The sequence below is a fragment of the Pseudorhodoferax sp. Leaf274 genome (assembly GCF_001422445.1).
Taxonomy (GTDB): domain Bacteria; phylum Pseudomonadota; class Gammaproteobacteria; order Burkholderiales; family Burkholderiaceae_C; genus Pseudorhodoferax.
The window spans coordinates 1-22,153 of record NZ_LMNA01000004.1; the positions used below are offsets into that span (position 1 = coordinate 1).

Below are 22,153 nucleotides of genomic sequence, written 5' to 3' on the forward strand. Positions count from 1 at the left end.
CGTAATAGTCCGACGTGGGCCGTCCTTGCCTGACCGCGGGATGACGGCAAGCATCTGCCTCTGATCGCAGACCCGCTTGGAGGTGTGCGCTTACGGGAGATGGTGCACACCATGAAGAGTGATCCGCAGGTTGGCAAGGCCAGTCGCAGGCAGCACGACCTGGCTTTCAAACAGGACCTTGTACGGCAATGCCTGGAGCCGGGCGCTTCGGTGTCGGCCATCGCGCTGCGAGGTGGCGTCAACGCCAACATGCTGTTCAAGTGGCGCCGAGACCATCTTCGGCACGCCGGCAGTTCGCAGCCCGCTGTCTTGCTGCCGATCCAAGTGACGCCAGTAGTTGATGTCCAGGCACAAGAGCCGTCGCCGGCAACTGCACCGCCGTCGAGGCCGCCAGCGCGCGGTGGCGTCATCGAACTGGAGATTGCCGGGGCGCAACTGCGCCTGCGCGGCCCCGTGGACGAGGACAGCCTGCGCAGCGTGCTGCGCGCGCTGCGCCACAGCGCATGATCGGCCCACGCGCGAGCACCCGCGTCTGGCTTGCCGCCGGCGTGACGGACATGCGTTGCGGCATGGACTCGCTGGCCGCGAAGGTGCAAACCGTTCTGGCCGAAGACGCCTTTAGCGGCCACGTGTTCGTGTTCCGTGGACGGCGCGGCGACCTGGTCAAGCTGCTGTGGAGCGACGGCGACGGCATGTGCCTGCTGGCCAAGCGACTGGAGCGTGGTCGCTTCGTCTGGCCACAGGCGCAAGCGGGCGCGATCAGCCTGAGCGCAGCGCAGCTGTCGATGCTGCTGGAGGGCATCGACTGGCGAAGGCCCGAGCGCACCTGGCAGCCGCGGGCTGCGGCATAGGACTGCGCTGCGCGTTGACAGGACAACTCCCGTTGTAGCCGCTCATCGCGCCCGGCACAGTCGTGCCCATGACCTCGCAAGAACTGCTTGCCCTGAACGCCGTGCTCAGCGGCGAAGTGCAGCGCTCGCAGGAGGCCTTGAAGATCGCGCTGCTGACGGTCGAGAAGCTCAAGGTCGAGTTGGCCTACCTGCGCCGCATGAAGTACGGCCGCTCCAGCGAGCAGCTTGCGCACGCGCAGCTCGACCTCGTGGGTGGCCAGCTCGCGCAACCTGCCGCCACGTCCGCTGAGCCCGTGTCTGGCGGTGAATGCGCACAAAGCAACGTCACGCCCATCGAGCAAGGCCGTCGCAAGAGGCAAGCGCGCGAGCAGGCCAGCGCCCGAGATCTGCCGGAGCACTTGCCACGGCGCACCGTGCTGCACACGCCGCAGGACGGCTGCAACTGCCAGGCCTGCGGTCAAGGCCTTCGGCAGATCGGCCAGGACGTCTCGGAGGTCCTGAATTACGAGCCAGGCCGCTTCCACGTCGTGCGCCACGTTCGCCCCAGGCTGGCTTGCAAACGTTGCAGCACGATCGTGCAGGCGCCGGCGCCAAGCCGTCCCATCGACCGCTGCCTGGCCGGCACCGGCCTGCTCACGCACGTGCTGGTCAGCAAGTATTGCGACCACACGCCCTTGTACCGCCTGTGCCAGATCTACGGCCGCGAAGGCGTGCCGCTGCAGCGCTCGACCCTGGCCGACTGGGTGGCGCAGGCGGCCCGCTTGCTGAGCCCGCTGGCCCAGGCGATCGGCCGCTACGTGTTGGCGGCCGTGAAGATCCACGGCGACGACACGCCGATCCGCGTGCTCGGCGGCGCCGGCGCGAAGGCTCGCACAGGACGCCTGTGGGTGTACGTACGCGACGACCGGGCGAGCGGCGACGCGGCACCGCCAGCGGTCTGGTTCCAATACTCGGCCGACCGCAAGGGCGAGCATCCGGTGCGGCACCTGAAGGACTTCAGCGGCATCCTGCAGGCCGATGCCTTCGCCGGCTACCACCCGCTGTACGAGAGCGGCAAGGTCGTGGAAGCAGCGTGCTGGAGCCATGCACGCAGAAAGATGTGGGACATCCACGAGCGCCAGCACAAGCTGGTGGGGACGCTGGCACACCAGGCACTGCAGCGCATTGGCGTGATCTTCCAGATCGAGGCGCAGATCCGGGGCAAGACGGCACTGGAGCGATGGCGGGCTCGCCAGGAACGAACGCAACCGGTCCTTCAAGAGTTCAAAACTTGGCTGAACGCGACGCTGGCACAGGTCTCGGCGAAGTCGCCCATAGCGATGGCGATCGGCTACGCGCTGAGCAACTGGACCGCGCTCACGCGCTTCGTTGACGACGGCCGCATCGAGGCGCACAACAACGCGGCAGAGCGTGCGCTGAGAGGTGTCGCCATCGGACGCAAGAACTTCCTGCACCTTGGCTCCGATGCCGGTGGGCGTAGCGCCGCGGTGATCTACACCCTGATCGGCTCGGCCAAGCTGTGCGGCGTCGATCCGCAGGCCTACCTGCGTCACGTGCTCGATCGCATTGCCGACCACCCCAGCAACCGCCTGGACGAACTCCTGCCGTGGGCGGTGGCGACGCAACTGGGCCAAAGCGAGCACGCCGCCGAGCCAGCCTCCCAGCAGGCCGCCTGAAGGCGGTGCGCGCTTCGAGCGCTGGGCACAATGAGCCCATGCGCGTCAAGCTCATCGAAGACCTCCCCATGGCGACCAGCGCCGAGCTGTACCAGCTCAGCTGGGTCATCGAACAACTGATGGCCGATCCGCGGCGCATCGTGCAGGCGCGCCAGCAGCTGCACCTGGGCCAGATGGTTCAGTTCTGGGAATGGGGCACTGGCAAGCTGCGCCCGGCCAGGATCGTGTCCATGAAGGACAGCCAGGTCACGCTGCTGGACGAGCAGAGCCAGCACCGCATCAGCGTCTCGTACGCGGCAATCGTGCTGGGCCAGGAACAGGCAGCGGCAAGCGGCTCGCATACGCCCGGTTCAACAGCCAGCGCACCGCTGCAGCCGCCTCCCGAAGTGCACCGCAAGGAGGACTTCTGCGTCGGTCAGAAGGTCAGCTTCTCTGACCAGTGCCTGAAGCGGCACGTCGGCCAGATCACGCGCATCAACCAGCGCACCGCGACCGTTCACTGCGACGGCCGGGCATGGCGCATCTCCTTCGCGCTGCTCCAGCACGTCGTCGACGTGACTGCCTGACGTTCATCGCCGTCGCCAAGGATGGCACTGGGCGGACTATTACCGCATACGCGCCCCACAGTGCTCTTGGAGACGCCCACACGCTCGGCGATTTGCGCGTAGCCCAGGCGCTGATTGCGCCTCAGGCCCTCGNCGCGGCAGCCCGACGGGCTTGATGCGCGACACCGCGACCGTTCACTGCGACGGCCGGGCATGGCGCATCTCCTTCGCGCTGCTCCAGCACGTCGTCGACGTGACTGCCTGACGTTCATCGCCGTCGCCAAGGATGGCACTGGGCGGACTATTACATCCGATCCACGAAAAGAGAAGTGCCAGCAAGAACTCGCTCCGCGACAGGAAGTGCATCGGCCTGTTGAAAGGCGGGATCGCGCCTAACGTTTGGGTCGAGACCGGAGAAGCGTTCCACCTTCTCAGTTGAAGGAGGGCGTTGTAGAGCTCGCCGTGGCCGGTTCCGCGACCTTCCGCGATGTAACCGCGGATCAGTTGGGCTGTTACCTTGGGCGACGGCACGTAGCCCCCTTCGAATGCCGCCTTGAGCAATATGCTCGCCAAGTCCCGCGCTGCGCAGCTTCTGCGCAGTGGACGGCAGTTGAGGCGTTTCCTGCCCGTCCCATCACGCCCTCAGAGTGCATAGCAAGCCTCACTGCTAGTAGCGTCGACCCGGTAGACCCTTTGCAACCCACGTCTTGAGACTAATGTCTTCGGTGTCCCCACCTCCTGACGGGCTGTCGTCAGAAGAGATCGCTTGTCATGCGCGATGCGTCTCCCAAAAATCGCATCAGGATTGCGGCTACGAATCGTGGTGCGAGGAAGTAGCCGACCTGGGTTCGTCAGCAGCGTAAGTTCAGCCGGCAAGAGGCGGCAACCTCTCGGAGCATCCACACGTTGTTCACCGGGACGACTACTTCGGAAATGCATCAAGAATCTCATAGATTGCCTCTTCATCATCGGATGATGGTAGACAAGAGATTGCCTCGCTGCGCAGGATTTCAATGAGGTCTAGATATGTCCTACCACAGTGAAATTGAACGTTGGAGTTGTTTGATAACTATGAACTTTTTTCTTTTGAATCGTGTGCGATGTATCTTCAAACCATTGATATGTCAGTGGAAGTGGATCGTCGACAAATACATTGAACGCAGCTTGATGTTCGAAGCTCGATTGCGCTCGTACAGTTGAAAAAGTGGCGAGGGATTCGGCGAGAACTTGGACTATCTAGGGAGATAGTTCATGTTTGATATGAGGATCATCTTCATACCGCGCAACGGTAGACAGAGCTCGGCAAACGCTTCGGACTCTCAACGCAGCTTTACGGCGATCACGCGATGCAGATCCGAGGTCCGCCGCTTACGATCCGCCGGATCCATCAATGGTCATGTCCGGACTCATGCTGGAGATCTCCGGCACGATGCGGCGAACGCCGGCTGAAGCGGGGTCTTGGGTCGCAATCCATGCGGAGATCCCGCCTGCATAGTGCGCGACGAGGTTCGCTCTTAGGCGCAGTGTTCGCAGATGGTCAATCTCTCCGACATCGGGAAGATGCCTCATCACACGATCCAAATTTTTCGACAGTTCGGATGAACTCCGACTGCGCAACTCTGCGGCTACCGCATGGAGCAGCGATGAGCACTCCGACAACGAGGCGGCGACCTCTTGAGGCAGGCCTATCTCGTTGTCGTTGACCAGCCGTTCGAAATAGCGGTCTTCGGGGTATCCCGGAAGTACAGAATCTGCCCGAGAACGGAGCATCGGTGACAGGCGCCGGTCGGCCTGGATCGCCACGAGAACATCGCGAGCATTTGCAAGCGCCTTGAAACGTTCGTACGGCGTTGTCATGTCGTGCTTCACCTTTGCCAGAAGGTACCCAGGATGTCGGGCGGCCGGCTGAGAAGCCCTTCGGTGCGTCATAAATTTCTAGACGTGTAGTCCTGAAATATCTTTACGTACCAACAAGTTGCGCGCGACTCGCCACGCCTTCTGTATTGTTGTTGGCGTAGTGCTGCTGCCGGTATAGGCTCCTGGTATGAAATCGCTTAGCGATGCCCCAGCTCAAAGGCCGGCCATGGCGGAACAACCAAGCATCGGTTCTTCCGGCCGCGTTCACGGTACCGAGCGCCGAGACGACGACATGACAACGCCAGACGATCATCCTCTGTGTCCAGCGGTCGTCTTAAACCGCGTCCTTCATCAGCACCTTGTTGCGACACGCAAGGTGAAGGCGTCAACGCTTGCTTCTGCGATGCATGCGCTTGAGCAGATCCGCAGTCAGAAGCCCACCGGCTCGCATGCCAAGCAGGCGCCGTGAAGGTACGACTTAAACAGGTGCAGGACGCGTGGAGATCGACTTTTTTGATGCACTGCGGCGCGGGCTAGAGCTGATCGCCACACGGGATCCGTGCAACCTCCGAACCGATCGACTTCGAAGACCAGGCGAGCGCTGCGAGCCGACGAGAACGGAGCCGGTCTCCGAACTCAACATGTCGCTGAACGACTTCGTAGATGCGACCGCCCCGGACATTGGCGAAGCGACGAGTGGCGCACCCTCCACGGCCGGACGCTGACGCGATGCCTGGCCGTCCCAGCAAGTCAACGGAAGTCGCGTTACTCCGTTTCCAGCTCTCCAAGCAATGGCGTCAGATCTTTAAGTCGCTTAGCAATCAAACTGCACGCCTCTCCCATGCGCTGCCAATGACCAAGCACGGCAAGTTGACGGGAGCGGAGCAGTTCCTTCGGCGGTGCATCGCGCACGCTCGGCCAGACGATGACCTGCACGTTGCCGGTCTCGTCTCCAGGCTGACGAAGACCACGCCCTTCGCCGTTTCTGGCCTTTGTCGCAGCGTGACGATTCCGCAGAACGATGCCGCGACACCGTTGCGCTTCCCCATCAACTGCGCAGCCGCCGAGAAGCGCCGCCCTTACAACTTGGCCTTAGCAGCTTCATGGGGTTACTGCGCAGTGTCAGGTCCAGCGTGCGCTAGTCCCACACGACCTCTTCGCCCTCGGCTGCCGCTTTAAGAGTCAGGACAGGCTCATCCACAGCAGCCTGCCTCAGCAGGGCAGGGGGCCGGCGCAAGGCTGCCGCATCCCATACCTGCTGGCGACGATGGCCGACAGCGAGTTTCCAGCGATGACTGCAGTGCGCCCGTTGCAGCCAGTCGCTCCGTGCGATCCAACAACTGCTCCGCCTGCCATTCCGGTCACTGGCTCGGGTCTTCTACTGCACCGCTGCGGTCACGCGGCGGCCGGTGGCGTCTATTAAGAAGGAGAGCAAACAACCTAGTCAGGCCTATGTGTAGTTGCCGGCGTCATGAGATGCAGCCATTCCATACCGCCGCTCGTCACATCAGAAGGTTTAAATGACCAGCGGTAGCGCGATTGCTCCAGTGAACACCTGCAGGACACAGGAAAAGTCGTTTGCGCAATGCGCGCCGCAGGCCCTGATCTCTCGCAAAAAAGGCAGCCCTGCCGCGCTCCACCGACGGACTAGGTATGACCGTGCCCCTATGTTGATCGCCACGGAAGCGTCCAGCCGAGCTGATGTTTCGGTAACGCACGCCAGCGCGCCTTGATCCCGATCTCCGCTAGTAAAGCGGCCTGCTCAAAATCTGCACCAATAGACCGCCAGCCATAGTAAACATAACCGGAACGATGATGGGAACGCGACAAAGTCGCGTTAGCAAGAGTTATCCTACGTCAATATGTCGCTATGTCTTACAAGTAACCGGCTGCTTTTGTGGCTACACCAACCATCAGGGTTGAATGTCATGAGCATTTCGGTACCGGCATGTTCGATGCTCTTCCATGGTCCCCACACAAAGGAGACCTGCCATGACCGCTCTCGCTCACCTTTCAACCGTTGCGGCGCTCAGCCTCGTTGCGGTCTCGGCGTTCGCCGGGCCAGTTCCCGGCGGAGCATCCGGCGTTCTCGATCCGTCCAACCCCTGCAACGTTGCCAACTGGAAGATCACCGGAGCGATTCCCAGCGCTTCGTACGCGGGCACGATCCCTTCGCTGGCGACACCCATCAATGCCACCAGCTGCGCGGGCGTGTACACCGGCAACGAAGGCCCAGCGCTTAATCCGTCGCCAAACCTGGGCTATCTGAATGACGGACTGCTCAATGGGCAGTACGGGTTGCTGAGTCCCACGCAGTTCATCCAGTCGAGTCAGCTGCTACCTTTGCAGAACCCAGGCGCCCCAGTGGACCCAGGCTGGATCATGCTGGGCCAGCTCAATGGCAACGCCGGCCAGCTGAGCTACTCAATGGTGACGCCGCAGGGCGGCACAGCATTCTCCTTGGGCGATGTGCTGAAGTACACGCAGACGCAAACGTCCAACGTTGGTGGTACTTGGCAGCTTGAGGTTGACCCCGACATCAAAGCCATCTTCGCTTCCCTCAACCTGTTCTCGCGCAGCAATTTCGACCACCTTGCTTTCTCGGTCAAGTCAAGCACGAACTGGGCAGTCTATGACTTTGACTTCACCAAGATGGGAGGGCAGTTCGATTTGGGTATCCCGTACACGCTGAAGGGCAGCTGGACCATGGATACCGACTTTGAGAACGACAAGGGAAAGGACCAAGACATTTCGCACATCAGTGTTTGGGCGCGCGATCCAATAACAGTGGCGGAAGTGCCTGAACCCGCCTCCGTGCTGTTGATGGGGCTCGGCTTGATGGGCCTTGCAGCGATGCGCCGAAGGGTCTGAGCACGGATGGTGTTGGCCGACGGAGCCAATTGGTTGTTCGCCGGCAGCTTGCGTGCTGGTCGGCGCGCCGCTGCCGTGATGAGCTTGGTGCACTCGGCGCGGCTCAACGGGCACGACCCTTATGCCTATCTACGCGACGTTTTGGAGCGACTGCCCACTCAGCCTGCAAGTCGTATCGGTGAGCTCTTGCCGCACCGCTGGGTCAATGCGGATGCTGGTGATGTGCGTCGGGCACGTGTGGATGAGCATGTTTGACTGACGTATGGCGATGCCGGTGGCTGTGTGCGCCAGCAGGCATCACGTCATGCCCGTGCAGGTGATGGTTGTCGTCGTGGGTGTGCGCGTGCTCGTGCTCGAGGGTCTCGTGCGTGTGGGAGTGCTCGTGCCTCTCGGCAAGGTGCAGCACCACGCCGCAAATCATGAACACCCCACCCAGGCCCATCAACCACGACCCCGACCGGTCACCCAACGCAAAGGCGCCCAGGGCGCCGATGAAGGGCGCGAAGGCGAACACCGAACCCGTGCGCGCGGCGCCGAATTCGCGCTGCGCCAGTAGGTAAAAGCGCAGGCTCAGGCCGTAGCCGGTTGCACCCACGGCCAACAATGCCAGCATGGTTGCCAGGCCTGGGACCGGCTCGCCCCATAGCCAGGCCATCAGAACGGTTGCCACGGTGCCCAGCGTGGCCTTGACCACGACGACCTGACCCGGGTCACGGTCGGCCACACCGCGCGACAGCGTGTTGTCCACGCCCCAGGCGATGGTGGCCACCGTCACGGCGAGCAGTCCCAGCAACTGAACCTGGCCGGCCAGGCCTTGCTCCAGCACCAACACCACACCGCCCAGCAGCAACAGTGCGACGGCCGCGATGACGCGCCGGTCCAGCGTCTCGCCGTACCAGCGCCAGGCCAGGATGGCCGTGAATACGGCCTCCAGCGTCAGCATCAGCGATGCGCTGGAACCGCTGGTGCGCTGCAGACCCCAAGCCAGCGCGACCGGCCCCACGACCGCACCCATGCCGGACATCGCCAGCAGGCGCGGCAGGTCGCCACGGCGCAGCTGCGCCTCGCGCGTGGCGGGCCGGCGCAGCAAGGCCGCCACCGCAGCGGCGCCGCCATAGAGCAGCGCTGCCGTGGTGAACGGCCCGATGCCGGCCCCGAAGCCCTGCACCAGCGGTGTGCTCAGGCCGAACAGGGCGGCAGCGAGCAACGCGAGCAGTCCGCCGCGCAGCGCGGGTGAGGCCAGGTCGCGCGGCATGGCTTACTGCCCGGTGAAGTTGGCGGCGATGAAGTTGCCCGGCAGGCTGTAGTACATGTACAGCGTCTGCTTGCTGGCGTCGGTCACGGCCGGGTTCTTGAAGGTCAACTTCCACTCCTTGCCCTTCTTGCCGCCGATGGTCTCGACCTTCTCGGGCTTGATGGCGGTCCACGAAGCATCGAGCTTGCCACCTCTGACCAGCGTCTGCTTGCGCTGTTCGGCGCAGCCGGTCACGACCGACTCGGCCGCAGGCTTGGAGCCATGGAAGTGGCAAGCGCCGCCCTCGTTGGCGTAGCCGGCAGGCGCGAAAGCAGCGGAGGACAAGATGATGGTGGCGATGAAAGACTTGTGCATGGTGCGGTCCTTGAGGGAGTGGATAAGAGAAGGAGAGGAAACGGGTTCAGTTGAGCGTGTTGAGGCTGTCATCCTGGGTGTTCTCGATGTTCATGTCGTCGTGCACGTGGCGATGCTCTTCAACGGGGATGCGGAAGCTGTCCGGGGCCGTGTCGTGCTGGTAGCCATGCAGCTGCGTGAACAGCAGGTAGACGCCGGCATAGACCAGCGCCAGGTTGGCCGCGTAACTGAAGCGCTTGAATGAGGGCCGGTGCCGCCAGGCGGCCAGCAGCGCCACCATGGCGGCCAGTGCCGCAATCTGGCCCAGCTCGACACCGACGTTGAAGCTCAGGATGCGCCCGAGCATTGCCGCCGGGTCATCGCCCAGCGGCAGTTGCTGCAGTCGCGTGGACAGGCCAAACCCGTGCAGCAGGCCGAAAACGAACACGGCGCCCAGCAGGTTCGGCGACTTCATGTCGAACACGCGTTGGAAGCCGCCGTTGTTGTCGAATCCCTTGTAGATGACGCTCGCGGCGATGATGGCGTCGACCAGGTAGTAGTTCCAGGTGATTTTGAAGTAGGTCGCGAACACCAGCGTGATGCAGTGGCCGACGGTGAAGGCGGTCACGAACTTGGCCACGTCCTTGAATGTGGTTAGGAAGAACACCACGCCGAACAGGAACAACAGGTGGTCGTAGCCCGTCAGCATGTGGCTTGCGCCGAGGCCGACGTACTGCAGGTAGCCGCCATCGAGCATGCGCTGTCGGTCCTCCTCGGAGATGCCGTGGGCGAGGCCCACGAGCGGGATGAGGCCCAGCAGCAGCAATGCCACCAGGCGATGGGAAATGGTTCGGGTCATGGAGCAAGAGCCCTCTGTGTGTTGAGACAGCCCAAGCCGTCGCGGTGCGACGGCAGGGTTGGTCGCGGAAGATGTTCCGAGCGCGGCGCGCCTCCAGGGGCATGCCGAGCGGACAGATAGGAGGTGCTGGTGGACCACCAGCGCGGCCACGGCCTAGCGCGGCCGTGGCAAAGGCCTGTCAGGCCTGTTGTGTGCTGCGCTGCGGAGGCCGCAGGGGGCCTTCGAGATAGACAGGTGCATGCCCGACGCCTGCGCTTGGCACCAGGACCGATGGGACGGGGTCGCCTGCCGCAAGGCTCATCGCCGGGGCCAAACCAGGCAGCTGCGCCGCCTGGTTGGCATGCTGGTGAGGTGGTTCGCCGCTGTCGTCCTCGACGTGCAGTGTCTGGTCGGCGTGGTGGTGGTGGTCCACTTCCTGTGCGTGCACGACCATGTGCCCGATGACCTTGGCTTGGTGGTCAAGATGGGCCGGGGTGAGCCACGCCAATGCCTGCCAGACCATGGCAATCAGCAGGACGAGGGCTCGGCGTTTGGCGGTCACAAAAGAATTGTAGAGGTGGCGCAAATTGCTCCGGACGCATGACTACACGAACGCGTGCCTCGTTGTTCCGGGTCAAGACGAGTTTGCCGGACGGATACGTTGCAACGGTCGCAGAGCACGCGGTCACATTCGGTCAGCTGGTGAAATCTTGAGTGGCCGCAATTTGGCATACCAGACGGTCACTATAAGCGGCTCGACCGTCTGCTTATGGCCGGGAGCGGGTCCACGAGGTCGGCAGCTGTGCGCCCGTTGCAGCCTTTCGCTCCCCGCAGGTAAACGACAGGTTTCTAGAATTTCCGGTCGCCCATTCAGGCGTTGTGGCGTCACGGTCTCCATCTTTTGGCCGCCATGGGACAACAGCAGGACTTGCGGGCAGCTCACGCCCTGCAGGCTAAAAATCTTCGCGTGCTCTGTTCACTGGCCGAACGCGCATCAAGTGACGCATTCATCGGCGCGCCAGCTTGTCTCTGCCGCGCGCACGACATCGCCAACCCAATCCACGAACGCGCGCACCGTGGGTGACAGATGGCGGTTCTGCGGATACAGCACAGACAGCGGCGCAGCCGGCGCAGTGCAGTCGGCCAGCACCTGCCGCAGCCGCCCGCTGCGCAGATGGTGGCGCACCATGTAGCTGCCTGCGCGGATGAGGCCCAGGCCTTCGAGGCCGCAGGTCACGTACGCATCGGTGTCGTTGACGATGAGGCGCTCGCGCATCGTGATGGAACGGTCTTCGCCGTCGACCACGAAGTTCCACTCCAGCGACCGAGCGGTGCGGCTCGACAGGTAGCCCACCGCGTGGTGTTCGGCCAGGTCCTCAAGCGACTTCGGTGTGCCTTGCGCTGCCAGGTACTCTGGTGAGGCACAGGTCACCCATTCGAAGGCACCGATACGTTTGGCCACCAAGGTCGGCGAGTCCTCAGGCGTGCCCGCGCGGATGACGCAATCGATACCTTCCTGCACCAGCTCGACTGTGCGGTCCGACACCGTCAAGGTGAGCTCGACGTCCGGAAAGCGCGCCTGGAAATCCTTGATGCAGGGCAGGACCACCAAACGCGCGAGCGACAGCGTCATGTCCACGCGCAGGCGCCCGCGCGGCTTGCCGGCGCTTCCAGGGAAGCTGGATTCGACGGCTTCGATATCGGCCAGCAGGCGCCTGCAGTGGTCGAAATAGAGCGTGCCATCGGGGGTCAGGCTGATGTGGCGCGTCGTCCGCTGCAGCAGCCGCACACCGAGAAATGTCTCGAGGTCCTTCACCGCGCGCGTGACCCGTGAGGGGCGCACGGACAGGCTGTCGGCCGCCCGCGTGAAGCTGTGCATCTCGACCACGCGCGCAAAGATCTGCATCGACTGGAGGCGGTCCACGTGGGCTGTTCCTTCCAAGGAATTTATTGCCTGAATGGCAACGAGTATAGAAACAGTTGCCGCCCCATCACCGAAATTAGCTATGAATGCTACAGACGGCGCAGCTGGATTATTCCATCTGAGGCAATAAATTTGCGCAGATTGCGGTCTGGATCAACTGGCGCGGCGCGCTCAGACTGCGGGCCATCGAACTTCGTCAGGCACGTCGCATGAACCCCCTCAAGAAACATCCGCTAGCATCCGCCATGGCGGCCATCGCGGTGGCCGGCGCCGGCATCGCGCTGTGGAGCGATGGCTCCCCAGCACACGCCGAAGCCGCCGCCGCACCGCCTCCCACCGTCAAGTACCGGCCGGCCCCGCAACGGCCGGTGTCCGATGCGCAGGACTACACCGGCCGGCTTGAAGCCGTGGACCTGGTCGACATCCGGCCCAAGGTGCCGGGCACGCTGCAGGCGGTCCACTTCAAGCCCGGCCAGCATGTGCGCCAGGGCGAGTTGCTGTTCACCATCGACCCGGCTCCGCTGGAGACCCAGGTGCGGCAGGCACAGGCCCAGTTGGCGGGCGCCGAAGAACGGCAGCGACTCGCCGACCTCGAACAGGCGCGTGGCCGGCGGCTGCTGGAGTCGAGCGCCATCGCGCGTAGGGAATTCGACGTGCTCGACAACGCGGCAAGGGCCGCCGCTGCCGCCCTGAAAGGCGCGCAGGCCGGGCTGGCCCAAGCGCAGCTCCAACTGAGCTACACGCAGGTCCGGGCCCCGATCGCGGGGCGCATCTCGCGCGCGGAGATCACCGCTGGCAATGTGGTGGTCGCAGGAGGCGACGCAACTGCACTCACGCGGATCGTGTCCGACGGCAAGCTCTACGCATCCTTCAACGTGGACGAGCAAAGCTACCTGCGGATCATTGCGCCCTCGCTGCGGGCTGGCGCGCAACCCGTAGTGAAGGTCGGCCTTGCGAACGACGATGCCTTCCCGTTTGCTGCCGCTATCGAGGCCATCGACAACCAGATGGACACCCGTTCAGGCACGGTGCGGGTGCGGGCGCGCATCGACAAGGTGACGCCCGAGATGCTTCCTGGGCTGCAGGCGCGTATCCGCCTGCAGGGCGGCACGCCCTACGACGCTGTGATGGTCGACGAGGCCGTCGTTGGTACCGACCAAGACCGCAAGTACGTCCTCATCGTCAATGCAGAGAACAAGGTCGAGCGCCGCTTTGTCGAACTCGGTGTGCTCCAGGGGCGCGATCGGGTGGTGCGCAGCGGCATCGCGCCGGGTGCCCGGGTCATCGTGGATGGGGCCTTCCGTGCGTCGCCCGGCGCGTCGGTGTCGGCGATTCCTGCCGAGGCAGCGGAGCCGCCCGAGGCGTCCGCCAGGGCCACCCATGGAGACCGGTCGTGAACATCTCGAAGTTCTTCATCGACCGGCCGATCTTCGCGGGCGTGCTGTCTGCGCTGATCCTGCTGGCAGGCATCGTGGCAGCGTTCAGCATGCCGGTGTCGGAATACCCGCAGGTCATCCCGCCCTCGGTCGTCATCCACGCGCAGTACCCCGGCGCCAACGCCAAGACCATCGCCGAGACAGTCGCCGCACCGCTCGAGCAATCCGTCAATGGCGTGGAAGACATGCTCTACATGGACTCGAAGGCCAGCGGCGACGGCCACCTGTACCTGACGGTGACCTTCAAGCTGGGCGTCGACCCGGACCGTGCGCAACAGCTCGTGCAGACCCGCGTGTCGCAAGCCGTGCCGCGGCTGCCCGAGGATGTGCAGCGCTTGGGCGTCACGGCGGTCAAGAACCTGCCGATGATCACCATCGCCGTGCACATGGTGTCGCCCAAGGGAACCTACGACAACAACTACATCAGCAACTACGCCATCCTGCACGTGAAGGATCGGCTGGCGCGGATCCAGGGCGTCGGCGACGTGGCGATCTGGGGGCCTGGTGGCTACGCCATGCGCATCTGGCTGGACCCGGCCGCCCTCGCCGAGCGGGGACTGGGCGCCAGCGACGTCGCCAGCGCCATCCGGCGTCAGAACGTCCAGGCTGCAGTGGGAACCATCGGCAGTGCACCGACGAATCCCGACACAGCCTTCCAGCTCACCGTCAACGCCGACGGTCGCCTCAGGACGCCGGAGGAGTTCAAGCGCATCGTCATCAAGTCGGACGCCGGTGGCGCCATCACGCGCCTGGGTGACGTGGCGCGCGTGGAGCTCGGTGCTGAGGACTACGGCATCCGCGCCACGCTGGACAACGCACCGGCCGTCGCGGTGACGGTGCAGGAAGCGCCGGGTGCGAACTCGCTGCAAATCTCGCGCGACGTGCACAAGGCCATGCAGGAACTGGAGAAGGAATTCCCGGAGGACGTGGTCTACCGCGTGGTCTACGAGCCGAGCCGCGCGGTCCAGTCCGGCATCGATGCGGTCGTCAAGACACTGCTGGAATCCGTGGCCCTGGTCGTGCTGGTCGTGTTCCTGTTCCTGCAGACCTGGCGCGCATCCATCATTCCGCTGATCGCCGTGCCCATCTCCATCGTCGGCACCTTCACCTTCCTGCTGCTGGCGGGCTATTCCATCAACACGCTGTCGCTGTTCGGGCTGGTGGTGGCGATCGGCATCGTGGTCGACGACGCCATCGTGGTGGTCGAAAACGTGGAGCGCAACATCGCGCGCGGGATGACGCCACGCGAAGCCACCTACCAGGCCATGCGCGAGGTGAGCGGCCCCATCATCGCCATCGCGCTGACCTTGTCGGCTGTGTTCCTTCCGCTGGCTTTCCTGAGCGGCCTGACAGGCGAGTTCTACAAGCAGTTCGCGGTCACCATCGCCATCTCCACGCTCATCTCGGCGGTGAACTCGCTGACGCTGTCGCCGGCGCTGTCGGCCCTGCTCCTGAAAGGCCATGGCGACGCCCCTGACTGCTTCACGCGAGTCACGCAGAAGCTGTTCGGCGGCTTCTTTGGGCGCTTCAACCGGATGTTTGACCGCGCTTCCGAAGGCTACGGCGGCAGCGTCGGCCGGATCCTGAAGCACAGGGGCGCGATGCTTGTCGTGTACGCCGGCCTGCTCGGCGCCACCTGGTGGCTTACCGGCCACGTGCCGGGCGGCTTCGTTCCTGCGCAGGACAAGGAGTACCTCGTGAGCCTGGCCCAGATGCCGGAAGGCGCCACGCTGGACCGCACCGAAGCGACGATGACGAAGATGAACGAGATCGCGCTCAGGCACCCCGCGGTCATGGGCACATCGAGCTACAGCGGGCTCTCGATCAACGGTGTGACGAAGAGCTCCAGCACCGCGCTCACGTTCGTGCTGCTCAAGCCGTTCAAGGACCGTGCAGGCATCAGCGCCGACCAAGTCGCGGCCGACCTGGGCAAGGAGTACAGCGCCATTGGCCACGCCTTCACCGGCATCTTCCCGCCGCCGCCCGTCTATGGTCTGGGCACCCTGGGCGGCTTCAAGCTGCAGATCGAGGACCGGGCCGACCTGGGCTACGAGGCGCTCTACAAGGCGACCCAGGCCTTCATCCAGGCGGCGTCCAAAACGCCCGAGCTCGGGCCGCTCTTTTCGACCTACACGGTGAATGTTCCCCAGCTCAAGGTCGACATCGACCGCGAGAAGGCGCAACAGCTCGGCGTCGACACGCCGGCGGTGTTCAGCACGCTGCAGGCCTACCTCGGGTCGTACTACGTCAACGACTTCAACTTCCTGGGCCGCGTGTACCAGGTGCGCATGCAGGCTGACAGCCGCTTTCGCTCCAAGGCGGACGACATTGGGCAACTGCACGTGCGCAGCGCGTCGGGCCAGATGATTCCGCTGGCCTCGATCGCGAAGGTCGGCCAGACCTACGGCCCCGACCAGGTGCTGCGCTACAACGGCTACACGTCGGCCGACGTGGGCGGCAGCCCGGCACCGGGCTACTCGTCGGACCAGGCGATGGCAGCCATCCAGCGGATCGCGGCCGAGACCTTGCCGCCGGGCATGACCTACGAATGGACCGACCTGACCTACCAGCAGATCATCGCGGGCAACAGCGCGGTCTGGATCCTTCCGCTGTGCGTGCTGCTGGTGTTCTTCGTGCTGGCCGCCCAGTACGAGAGCCTCACGCTGCCGTTGGCCATCATCTTGATCATCCCGATGAGCATCTTCTCGGCGCTGCTCGGGGTGTGGCTCACGAAGGGCGACAACAACATCTTCACGCAGATCGGGCTCATCGTGCTGGTCGGCCTGGCGTCGAAGAACGCCATCCTGATCGTGGAGTTCGCCCGCGAGCTGGAGATGGCGGGCATGGCCACCCTTAAGGCCGTGATCGAGGCCTGCCGCCTGCGACTGCGGCCCATCCTGATGACGTCGCTGGCCTTCATCATGGGTGTGATCCCGCTGGTGCTGTCGACCGGTGCCGGCTCGGAGATGCGCCGTGCGATGGGCATCTCGGTGTTCTTCGGAATGATCGGCGTCACACTGTTCGGCCTGTTCCTGACGCCACTGTTCTACGTGGTCATGCGGGCACTAGGGGGCAGCAAACCACTGCGCTCTGCGGTGCGTCACGACGCTCCCGCCACTGTCCCGCACCACCTCGCACTCCAGCAGCCGGAGGTCAAAGCATGACCAAGACCCACCCAACGAGCCGGCGCACTGCTCGAACGATCCGCGGGGCGATCGTTGTGGCAGTGAGCCTGCTCCTCCTGACGGCATGCGCCGTTTCGCCGGTGGAGCGCCGGCCCGAGATGAGCGTGCCCTCGAAGTTCAGGCAAGCCGACGAGCATCCGCTGGCGCCGACGGAGGTTCCTGGCAACTGGAAGCCAGCCGAGCCCGCCGACCAGCAGCCGCCCTCGCCCTGGTGGGAGGTCTTCGGCGACCCGGTCCTCGTGCGGCTCGAACAAGAGGCGCTGCAGGCCAACCCCGACGTCGCCATCGCGATGGCCCGGCTCCAGCAATCGCGCGCGCTGGCCTCGCGCAGCGAAGCGGCGCGCCTGCCGCAGGTCGACGCAGGCTTCGGCCCGACCCGCCAGCGCAGCAGCGGTGCCGCCGCCGGGCGCGGAGACGGCGCACCGGGGTCGACGCAGACTCTGTGGCGCGCGCAGGCCTCGGTTGCGTACGAAGTCGATCTCTTCGGGCGCGTGTCGGCCGGCATCGACGCCGCGCGCGCCGATGCGGCGCAGCAGCAGGCCCTGGCGCACCAGATGCTGCTGCTGGTGCAGGCCGACGTCGCCAGGACATACTTCAGCCTTCGGCAGCTCGAGGGCGAGCAGCGCCTGTTGCGGGACACTGTGGCACTGCGTGAAGGCGCCGTGACGGTGTTGGAGCGCAGGCTCGATGCCGGCTCCGTCGCCCGTTTCGTCGTCGAGCAGGCCAGGACGGAACTGTTCTCGGCACGTGCCGAGCTGGGTGCCGTGGCGCAGCAGCAAGCCTTGGTCTCCCATGCGCTGGCCACCTTGCTCGGCAAGGCACCGGCGGAGTTCTCGCTCGAAGCGAGGCCCCTGGAGAGCATCGCCGTCCAGCTGCCGCAGGGCCTGCCTTCGGCTTTGCTGGAACGTCGCCCGGACATCGCGGCTGCCGAGCGCGCGATGGCGGCGGAAAACGCCCGCATCGGGGTGGCCCAGGCAGCGTTCTTTCCGTCGCTGTCGCTCACTGGCGCGCTGGGCTACGAGTCGTCCAGCCTCGGCAACCTGGCCAACTGGTCGCAGCGGACATTCCTGCTGGGGCCGCTGGTGGGAGCGGCCCTGAACTTGCCGCTCTTCGACGGTGGGCGGCGCAAGGCCGACGTCGAGCGCCTGCGTGCGGTCTACGAGCAGCGGGTCGGCGAGTACCGCAAGACGGTACTGCAGGCGTTTCGCGAGGTCGAGGACTCCCTGGTTTCCATGCGCATCCTCGGCGAGCGAATCGGCCACCAGCGCAGTGCCCAGGACGCATCGTCGAGCGTCGCGCGATCCGCACAGGCCCGGTTCGATGAAGGCGACATCGACTATCTCGCGGTCGTCGATGCAGAGCGCACGCATCTGCACAGCCGCCAGTCGCTGATCCAGGCCGAAGGCGAACGCGCCCGCGCGACCGTCGACCTGGTGCGCGCCCTCGGCGGAGGCTGGAACGTCTCCAGCATCGGCAAGCCACGCACCGACGACTGATCCGACCGCGCAGACCGCGCCGGCCTCAAGGCCTGCAGCCAGGCTTGTCCCGCGCCCGATCACGGGTGCTGCCGCTACTTCTTTGGAGATTTTTAATGCCCGTTTCAGAGCTGTTCAAACCGCTCACGCTCCTGCACGGCCCTGCCATGCGCAACCGCTTCATGCTGGCACCGCTCACCAACCAGCAAAGCGAAGCCGACGGTACCGCGTCCGAATTCGACCACCACTGGATGGCACAGATCGCGGAAGGCGGCTACGCCTTGGCCCAGACCTGTGCCACGACGGTGGAGGCGGGTGGCATCGCCTTTGCGCGCCAGCTTGGTATCCACAGCGATGCCCACCTGCCGGGCCTGACGAAGCTGGCCACGTCGCTGCGCATGGGCAACACCCTGTCGGCCGTGCAGTTGCACCATGCCGGACACCGGGCCAATCCGCTGCTGGGGGGCATCCCCGCGCCGGCCTCCAGCCACACGCTGCCGGGCGTCAAGGCGCTCACGACGCGGGAAGTCGAGCGCATCCGCGACAGCTTCATCGCCGCCGCATTGCGCGCGGAGAAGGCGGGCTTCAATGGCGTGGCCGCCCACGGGGCGTTCGGCTGGATCCTGTCGGAGTTCATGTCCCCATATCTCAACGACCGCACCGACCGGTACGGCGGCAGTGTCGAGAACAGGGCGCGTCTCACGCTGGAAGTCCTCGAAGGCATTCGGCGTGCCTGCGGACCCGATTTTCAGATCGGTTGGCGCCTGTCGATCGAGCGCTACGGCCTGCAGTTGGAGGAGTTGCGCGAGATCACCGCCCACATCCTGGACCGCGAAACGATCGACTACCTGGATCTCGCCCTGTGGGACTCTGCCCAGATCGTTCGGGAGGGACGGTTCCAGGGCAAGTCGATGCTCAGCGTCTTCACGGACCTCCCCCGCAAGGGCGTGCGCGTCGGAACGGCCGGCAAGGTCATGAGCGCCCAGCGCTGCGGGCAGCTGCTGGACGAAGGCTGCGACTTCGTGCTGATCGGCCGCGCCAGCATTCTTCAGCGGGACTTCCCGTTGCAGGTCCAAGCCAACCCCCATTTCGACAGCCCGCGTATGCCGGTACCTGCGGGCTACCTGCGCGAGGGCGGGTTGAGCGAGCGCTTCATCAACCACATGCGTGGATGGCAGACCTTTGTTGTACCTGGATCCCTGTAGGAGAAACCAATGACCGAACCCTCTCTCGACAACCAACCCGCAGGCTACGAGCCGCCCAAAGTCTGGCAACCCAAGACTGCCTATGGTGGTACGTTCGCCAGCATCAACCGCCCCGAATCCGGCGCCCGCTTCGAGAGCGAACTGCCAATCGGCAAACATCCGATCCAGCTCTATTCGCAGGGCACACCCAATGGCCAGAAGATCACGATCATGCTGGAGGAGTTGCTGGCGGCAGGGCACGCCGGCGCCGAGTACGACGCCTGGCTGATCGACATCTTCAAAGGCGAGCAGTTCGGCAGCGGCTTCGTCGGCCTCAACCCCAACGGCAAGATCCCGGCACTGGTGGACCGGTCGACCGACCCGGCCACTCCTGTGTTCGAGAGCGGCTCGATCCTGGTCTACTTGGCGGAGCGCTTCGGCGCGTTCCTGCCGACCGAGCGCCGGGCGAGGACCGAGACGTTCAACTGGTTGATGTGGCAGATGGGATCGGCGCCCTTCGTCGGTGGCGGCCTGGGCCACTTCTACGCCTATGCGCCCTTCAAGATCGAATATGCGATCGACCGCTACGCGATGGAGACCAAGCGCCAGCTCCACGTGCTGGACACGCACCTGGCCTCGCACGAGTTCCTTGCAGGCGACCAGTACACGATCGCCGACATGGCGGTCTGGCCTTGGTATCCCGGCAGTCTGTACGGCGTGTATGGCACGCACGAGTTCCTGGCTGTCGAGCAGTACACGCACCTGATGCGCTGGTACCGGGCGATTGCCGAGCGCCCCGCGGTGGCACGGGGCCGGGTCGTCAACCGCATCTCCGGAGCGTCTGGGGAATTCCTGCGCGAGCGCCACGACGCGAGCGACTTCGATGCACTGCGGCCGGCGGGCCCGCAATGACCTGACCGACCGCCCAATCAACCATTTAACAACGGACTGATGACGATGAAACTTTACTACTCGCCCGGCTCCTGCGGGCTCGCATCCCAGATCGCCTTGCATGAGGCCGGGCAGGCGTTCGATCTGGTGAAGGTCGACTTCAAGACCAAGACCACGGTCGAAGGCGACTACTTCCGAGTGACGCCGAAAGGCTTCGTCCCTGCGCTCAAGTTGGACGACGGCGACCTGCTCACCGAAGGGGCCGTGATCCTGCAATGGATCGCCGACAAGCATCCGGACGCCAGGCTCCTTCCTTCGTTCGGGACCCGGGAGCGCTACACCGCGCTGGAGTGGCTCAACTTCGTGGCCAGCGACCTGCACAAGAGCATGGCCGTGATGTTCTCGCCCTTCCTGGACGACGCGACGAAAAAGCGGTTCGCAGATGGCAACCTGACCAGCAAGTTTGACTACATCGACGAACACCTGTCCAGGAACGACTACGTCCTGGGCGCGCAGTTCTCGGTCGCAGATGCGTACCTCTACAACGTCCTGTCATGGCCGCATCGCGTGAACATCGACATCACCAGCTACACCAACATCAAGAGCTTCATGGCACGCATGAACCGGCGGGCCAGCGTGCGGGCGGCGTTGGCGGCTGAAGGCCTCCAGGTGAATGGCTGAACAACCAGGACCTTGCGAGAACCCCCCATGCCAACACTGTTCGATCCCATCGCGCTTGGTGCCGTCAAGGCTCCGAACCGCACATTCATGGCGCCACTGACACGGGCGCGCGCCACCCGCGACCATGTGCCGACGCCCATCATGGCCGACTACTACGCGCAGCGTGCCTCGGCCGGGTTGATCATCGGGGAGGCCACTGGCATTTCGCGCCAGGCGGTTGGCTGGCCCTATGCGCCAGGGCTGTGGTCCGCAGAACAGGTCCAGGCGTGGAAGCTTGTCACGCAGGCGGTGCACGCCAAGGGCGGTCTGATCTTCGCGCAGCTCTGGCACATGGGCCGCATGGCTCATTCGGCTGTGACGGGCCACGCGCCTGTGTCGGCCAGTGCGACAACCATGCCAGGCGATGCGCACACCTATGAAGGCAAGAAGCCGTTCGAGCTCGCCAGGCCTTTGACGGCAGAGGAGATCACCGGCCTGATCGACGACTACGTGAGAGCGGCGAACAACGCCATGGCCGCGGGCTTCGATGGCGTTCAGATCCACGCCGCCAATGGCCAGTTGATCGACCAGTTCCTGCGCGACGGAACCAACGTGCGGGCTGACGAGTTCGGCGGCAGCATCGAGAACCGCGTGCGCTTGCTGAGAATGGTCACACAGGCCGTGGCCAACGCAGTGGGCGCTGATCGCACGGCCGTGCGGCTGTCTCCCAATGGCGAGAGCTACGGCGTGGACGACAGCCATCCGGCGCCACTGTTCACGGCGGCGGCGGACATCCTGCACGCCATGGGTATCGCCTTTCTGGAACTGCGCGAGCCTGGCCCGGAGGGGACGTTCGGCGCGACCGATGTGCCGCGACTGTCACCGCTGATTCGCAGGCATTTCAAGGGAGCGCTGGTACTGAACAGCGACTACGACATGGCACGCGCCAAGGCGGACCTCGACAGCGGGCTGGCAGATGCGATCAGCTTCGGGCGCCCCTTTCTGGCGAACCCCGATCTGGTTCAACGCCTGCGCGAAGGCGCTCCCTTGAACCAGGACGTGATGGAGACGTACTACAGCCAGGGGGCAGAGGGCTACACCGACTACCCCACGCAGGCACGGTGCACACAAGCCCTGGCCTGAGTGGCTGGCCGCTGTTCACGCAAGCCAGC

Annotated in this window: 20 protein-coding genes and 1 pseudogene; 14 read left to right on the forward strand and 7 right to left on the reverse strand. The window is 64.5% G+C overall.

The genetic code is table 11. The features are described from left to right. Positions 1 to 111: 111 nt before the first annotated feature. The 4 genes from ASF44_RS33085 to ASF44_RS08310 all read left to right on the forward strand — a co-directional run bounded on the left by ASF44_RS33085 (position 112) and on the right by ASF44_RS08310 (position 3,093). Positions 112 to 507: a transposase gene (locus ASF44_RS33085; RefSeq protein WP_162243790.1), complete on the forward strand. Its 396-nt coding sequence runs from the start codon at positions 112 to 114 to the stop codon at positions 505 to 507. After that, a complete protein-coding gene (gene tnpB / locus ASF44_RS08300) occupies positions 504 to 851 on the forward strand; it encodes an IS66 family insertion sequence element accessory protein TnpB (RefSeq protein ID WP_056898750.1) in 348 nt (115 codons plus the stop codon). Before ASF44_RS33085 ends, tnpB begins: the two co-directional genes overlap by 4 nt. A 68-nt stretch (positions 852 to 919) precedes the next feature. After that, positions 920 to 2,527: an IS66 family transposase gene (locus ASF44_RS08305; protein WP_056898751.1), complete on the forward strand. Its 1,608-nt coding sequence runs from the start codon at positions 920 to 922 to the stop codon at positions 2,525 to 2,527. A 38-nt stretch (positions 2,528 to 2,565) separates the two neighbouring features. Then, positions 2,566 to 3,093 (forward strand): hypothetical protein, encoded by a 528-nt coding sequence (locus ASF44_RS08310; RefSeq protein ID WP_056898752.1) that lies wholly within the window; start codon positions 2,566 to 2,568, stop codon positions 3,091 to 3,093. A gap of 1,347 nt (positions 3,094 to 4,440) precedes the next feature. On the opposite strand, the gene ASF44_RS31580 is transcribed toward ASF44_RS08310, so the two are convergent. After that, on the reverse strand, positions 4,441 to 4,929 hold the full coding sequence (locus tag ASF44_RS31580) for a BPSL0761 family protein (RefSeq protein ID WP_156374401.1): 489 nt from the start codon (positions 4,927 to 4,929) through the stop codon (positions 4,441 to 4,443). Positions 4,930 to 5,155: 226 nt separating this feature from the next. On the opposite strand from ASF44_RS31580, the gene ASF44_RS31585 reads away from it, so the two are divergent. Next, complete coding sequence (locus ASF44_RS31585) at positions 5,156 to 5,398, forward strand: hypothetical protein (RefSeq protein WP_156374402.1); 243 nt, start codon at positions 5,156 to 5,158, stop codon at positions 5,396 to 5,398. A 296-nt stretch (positions 5,399 to 5,694) separates the two neighbouring features. Here ASF44_RS31585 and ASF44_RS31590 read toward each other — a convergent pair whose 3' ends face one another. Next, positions 5,695 to 5,865: a hypothetical protein gene (locus ASF44_RS31590; RefSeq protein WP_156374403.1), complete on the reverse strand. Its 171-nt coding sequence runs from the start codon at positions 5,863 to 5,865 to the stop codon at positions 5,695 to 5,697. A gap of 1,056 nt (positions 5,866 to 6,921) precedes the next feature. Between ASF44_RS31590 and ASF44_RS32520 the strand changes: the two genes are divergently transcribed. Both ASF44_RS32520 and ASF44_RS30890 read left to right on the forward strand, forming a co-directional pair. Next, complete coding sequence (locus tag ASF44_RS32520) at positions 6,922 to 7,800, forward strand: PEP-CTERM sorting domain-containing protein (RefSeq protein ID WP_200930580.1); 879 nt, start codon at positions 6,922 to 6,924, stop codon at positions 7,798 to 7,800. A gap of 24 nt (positions 7,801 to 7,824) precedes the next feature. Next, a pseudogene (locus ASF44_RS30890) lies at positions 7,825 to 8,055 on the forward strand (transposase domain-containing protein); the annotation flags it as partial. Here ASF44_RS30890 and ASF44_RS08320 read toward each other — a convergent pair. The 5 genes from ASF44_RS08320 to ASF44_RS08340 form a co-directional block, all read right to left on the reverse strand. Further along, a complete protein-coding gene (locus tag ASF44_RS08320; RefSeq protein ID WP_056898754.1) occupies positions 8,003 to 9,055 on the reverse strand; it encodes a DMT family transporter in 1,053 nt (350 codons plus the stop codon). The pseudogene ASF44_RS30890 and the gene ASF44_RS08320 overlap by 53 nt on opposite strands. A gap of 3 nt (positions 9,056 to 9,058) precedes the next feature. Beyond that, on the reverse strand, positions 9,059 to 9,409 hold the full coding sequence (locus ASF44_RS08325) for a DUF6488 family protein (protein WP_056898755.1): 351 nt from the start codon (positions 9,407 to 9,409) through the stop codon (positions 9,059 to 9,061). Between the two features lie 46 nt (positions 9,410 to 9,455). Further along, positions 9,456 to 10,247, reverse strand: coding sequence for a HupE/UreJ family protein (locus ASF44_RS08330; protein WP_056898756.1), 792 nt, complete (start codon positions 10,245 to 10,247; stop codon positions 9,456 to 9,458). A 178-nt stretch (positions 10,248 to 10,425) separates the two neighbouring features. Further along, positions 10,426 to 10,788, reverse strand: a complete 363-nt coding sequence (locus ASF44_RS31600; RefSeq protein ID WP_156374404.1) for a hypothetical protein — start codon at positions 10,786 to 10,788, stop codon at positions 10,426 to 10,428. Between the two features lie 432 nt (positions 10,789 to 11,220). After that, positions 11,221 to 12,150: a LysR family transcriptional regulator gene (locus tag ASF44_RS08340; protein WP_056898758.1), complete on the reverse strand. Its 930-nt coding sequence runs from the start codon at positions 12,148 to 12,150 to the stop codon at positions 11,221 to 11,223. Between the two features lie 209 nt (positions 12,151 to 12,359). On the opposite strand from ASF44_RS08340, the gene ASF44_RS08345 reads away from it, so the two are divergent. From ASF44_RS08345 to ASF44_RS08375, 7 genes are all read left to right on the forward strand, one after another. Beyond that, on the forward strand, positions 12,360 to 13,547 hold the full coding sequence (locus ASF44_RS08345; RefSeq protein ID WP_056898759.1) for an efflux RND transporter periplasmic adaptor subunit: 1,188 nt from the start codon (positions 12,360 to 12,362) through the stop codon (positions 13,545 to 13,547). Then, complete coding sequence (locus tag ASF44_RS08350) at positions 13,544 to 16,750, forward strand: efflux RND transporter permease subunit (RefSeq protein WP_056898760.1); 3,207 nt, start codon at positions 13,544 to 13,546, stop codon at positions 16,748 to 16,750. The genes ASF44_RS08345 and ASF44_RS08350 overlap by 4 nt, the downstream gene beginning before the upstream one ends. Then, entirely contained in the window at positions 16,747 to 18,267 is a 1,521-nt protein-coding gene (locus ASF44_RS08355; protein WP_056898761.1) for an efflux transporter outer membrane subunit, read from the forward strand. The genes ASF44_RS08350 and ASF44_RS08355 overlap by 4 nt, the downstream gene beginning before the upstream one ends. Positions 18,268 to 18,362: 95 nt before the next feature. Then, positions 18,363 to 19,451, forward strand: coding sequence for an NADH:flavin oxidoreductase (locus ASF44_RS08360; RefSeq protein WP_082524611.1), 1,089 nt, complete (start codon positions 18,363 to 18,365; stop codon positions 19,449 to 19,451). A gap of 9 nt (positions 19,452 to 19,460) precedes the next feature. After that, on the forward strand, positions 19,461 to 20,342 hold the full coding sequence (gene yghU / locus ASF44_RS08365) for a glutathione-dependent disulfide-bond oxidoreductase (RefSeq protein ID WP_056898762.1): 882 nt from the start codon (positions 19,461 to 19,463) through the stop codon (positions 20,340 to 20,342). Positions 20,343 to 20,387: 45 nt separating this feature from the next. Further along, a complete protein-coding gene (gene gstA / locus ASF44_RS08370) occupies positions 20,388 to 21,002 on the forward strand; it encodes a glutathione transferase GstA (RefSeq protein ID WP_056898942.1) in 615 nt (204 codons plus the stop codon). 27 nt (positions 21,003 to 21,029) lie between these two features. Then, the gene (locus ASF44_RS08375) at positions 21,030 to 22,124 is read left to right on the forward strand and encodes an alkene reductase (protein ID WP_056898763.1); all 1,095 of its coding nucleotides are present in this window, start codon (positions 21,030 to 21,032) and stop codon (positions 22,122 to 22,124) included. The last annotated feature ends 29 nt before the right edge of the window (positions 22,125 to 22,153 follow it).